This is a genomic window from Mycobacterium sp. NGS62 (genome assembly GCF_059812285.1).
Map to the genome: position 1 here is coordinate 1 of NZ_JCALCK010000039.1, position 3,302 is coordinate 3,302.

At 68.9% G+C, this 3,302-nt stretch carries 2 protein-coding genes; both read left to right on the forward strand.

The features are described 5' to 3' along the window. Positions 1 to 1,212 (forward strand): tyrosine-type recombinase/integrase (locus AC5Y49_RS24475; RefSeq protein WP_499891967.1); only part of this gene is annotated, 1,212 nt, incomplete at its 5' end. Then, the coding region (locus AC5Y49_RS24480) for a site-specific integrase (RefSeq protein WP_499891968.1) at positions 1,209 to 3,302 on the forward strand (2,094 nt) is incomplete at its 3' end. The genes AC5Y49_RS24475 and AC5Y49_RS24480, both read left to right, overlap by 4 nt.

Consider the following 3,302-nt stretch of genomic DNA (forward strand, 5'->3'; position numbering starts at 1 on the left):
ACGGGCGAGGTGTTCGAGCCGTATCGGCTCCTTGACGCAGATGGCGCTGTCGTCGGATCCGTCGCGGCGTTCTTGCGGGATATGCAGGCGTGCGGTCGTTCGGCGAACACGCTGCGGTCCTATGGCCTGGACTTGTTGCGCTGGTTCCGGTTTGTGTGGGCGATCGAGCTGCCCTGGGACCGGGCGACCGCGGTGGAGGCGCGCGATTTCTGCTGCTGGATTCAGTTGATCGACAAGCCGATTGGGGTGCATTGGCGATATCGGGACGCTGGACGAACGGCTACACCGGCGGCTTCCTCGCGGCGGCGGATGTTGGCGCCAAACCCGGTGACCGGCAAGCGGGCGCCCGGGTTGAAGTATGCGGCGGCGACGGTGGCGCACTGTGAGACGGTGCTGCGTGGCTTCTACGAGTTCCACCTCGAAGCGGGCAGCGGGCCGATGGTGAACCCGCTCCCGCTGGGACGCCATCGGCGAGCCGGACGGGCGAACTCGCATCACAACCCGATGGATCCGTTCACAGCCGAGCGCAGCGGACGGTTCCGGCCCAAGCTGGTCAGGCGGGCGCCGCGCCAAATCCCAGACGCGGCGTTCGACGAGCTGTTCGCTCAGCTGAGCTCACATCGGGATCGGGCGCGGGTGGCGTTTTGGATCTCGACAGGCGCGCGGGCTTCGGAGCTTTTGGGTGCCACGCTCGCCGACGTCGACCCGGGGCAACAGCTGATCACCGTGATCCGGAAAGGAAACCGAGCGTTGCAGCAGTTGCCCGCATCGCCGGATGCGTTCGTGTGGCTGCGGCTGTATCAAGCGCAACTAGCCGGGCTGGTCCCGACGAGCCCGGATCAGCCATTGTGGTGGACCCTGCGGCGGCCGTTGCGCGTGTTGAACTACCACGCGGCGCGGGCGATGTTCACCCGGGCCAACGCCGCATTGGGAGCGAACTGGTCGCTGCATGATCTTCGGCATTCGGCCGCTTACCGGATGGCTCGCGACCCGCAGATGAGCCTGACCGACGTGCAGTGGGTCCTTGGACACGCCCACTTGTCCACGACACAGTTGTATGTGACCGCCCCGGTTGAGGACATGATCGCTGCGGTGCTGGCCCACCACGACCGACGCGCGAAGGCTCCCACCGCCGGACCGGGTGCGGTAGACAACCGGATGGGCTACCGGCCCGAATCACTGCAAGTGCTGTTCGGACGGACGGGTCAGTGACCGGCGCGGCGCCGATCACCGGCACCGTGTCGGGGGCGCTTTATCAGGGAGCGCGCCCCGCCGGGCGGCCTGAGTCGGGTCCGTCGAGAGCGCTGGCGCTGCTGCGCCAATTCCCGCCGCGCCCGCTGCCGGACAGCTGGCCGGCAACCGTGCAGCCCCGACAGCTGCTCACTGCCCGGCTGCTGACTGATCCGTACGCCACCGCCTCGGCGGGCCTGCAGGCCGAGCGGCGCCGCGGTCTGGCCCGGGTGCTGGACTGGCTCGAACACCAGCCCGGCGACAGCTGGCAGGACCGGTGGCTGGCCTCGGGCGCCGACACTGAGGGCAACATCGCGTGGCGGCGGTTGGCGGCCGGCTGGCTGGCCAGCACCGGCCGACGCCGGGCCGACAACGAAGGGGGCCGTCTCGCTCTGGCCCGGGGCATGTCGCTGCTGGTCTGCGGCGACGTGATCCGCCCCAGTCTGGGCTGGCTGATGACACCGAGCACCCCGCGGGATCTGGTGGGCGAGATCGCCGGCACCCGCGACCCGGCCGGGTTCGCGCGGCTGACAACGTTGTGTGATGGCGCGGGCGTCAACGCGCACACCGCCCAGCTGGCGCTGCGGCGGATCGCGGCCATCCTGGCCGCCAAGGGCGGCCTGGTCAGCGACATCACCGTCGGCGACTGCCTAGAGCTACTGCGTGTCGCCGAGGACCAGCAGGCCGGGCGGGCGGCCCTCAGCCCGTACTTCTACCAACTGCTGCGCACCGCCGGCGTGCTCGACGGTGCCACACCGACCGCTCGGGGTCTGCGCACCCGAGGCCAGCTCAGCAGTGAGCAGCTCATCGACCGCTACCGCCTCGTCTGCCGGCCGGTGCGGGACCTGCTGGTGGACTATCTGCGGGAACGCCAGCCGAGCCTGGACTACGCCAGCCTGCACAAGCTCTCCTACACCCTGGGCCGGCTGTTCTGGCGGGACTTGGAGATTCATCACCCCGGCATCGCATCGCTGCACCTGCCCGCCGACGTCGCGACCGCCTGGAAACAGCGCATCGCCACCAAGACCATCCGCACCAGTGTCGAAGGACAGCTCACCGTGCGGACCGCGCCGCGGATCAACGCCGCCGACCACCTGATGACCGTGCGCGCCTTCTACCTCGACCTGAGTCAATGGGCCGCCGAAGACCCGTCCCGCTGGGGGCCGTGGGTGGCGCCCTGCCCAATCCGCGACACCGACGCCGCGGCGCAGAAGAAGAAGCGCTCCCACCGCAAGTCCCGGATGGATCAACGCACCCGCGAACGCCTGCCGGTCATGTCCGTGCTGGTCAACACCGTCACCAGCGACCTGCAGGCCGCCATCGAGCGGCTACAAGCGGCAGAAGCCACCGAGCCGGGCACGTCGTTCACCAGCGCCAGCCAGACGCTGCGCCGCTCGATCACAAGCCACGCCACGGCCGGGAAAATCTGGGCCGAAGAACCCGACACCGGCAAGCGGCGCGATCTCAGCCACGAAGAGCACCAAGCGTTCTGGACATGGGCCGCAGTGGAAGTCCTTCGGCACACCGGCGTACGCATCGAAGAGCTGACCGAGCTGTCGCACCATAGCCTGATCCACTACCGGCTACCCACCACCGGCGAACTCGTCCCGCTCCTGCAGATCGCGCCGTCCAAGACCGACACCGAACGGTTGCTGGTGATCAGCCCGGAGCTGGCCGACGTGCTCTCGGCGATCATCAGCCGAGTCCGTGACCCCAATGGCGCTGTCCCGCTCGATCGCCTACGACTACCACGAACGAGTCTGGAACCCGCCGATGCCACTGCTGTTCCAGCGCCGCTTCGGCGGCGAGCACCGCCCTATCACCGGGCCCGCGATCCGCGAGCTGATCACCACCGCGCTGGCCGGCACCGGGCTCACCGACGCCAGCGGGCAACCGCTGCGGTTCGTGCCTCACGACTTCCGCCGGATCCTGATCACGACGCGATCATGCATGGGATGCCGCCGCACATTGCCCAGCTCGTCGCAGGCCACCGCGACATCAACGTCACCATGGGCTACAAAGCCGTCTACCCCGAAGAGGTCATCACGGCCCACCGCGCGTTCATCGCCCGC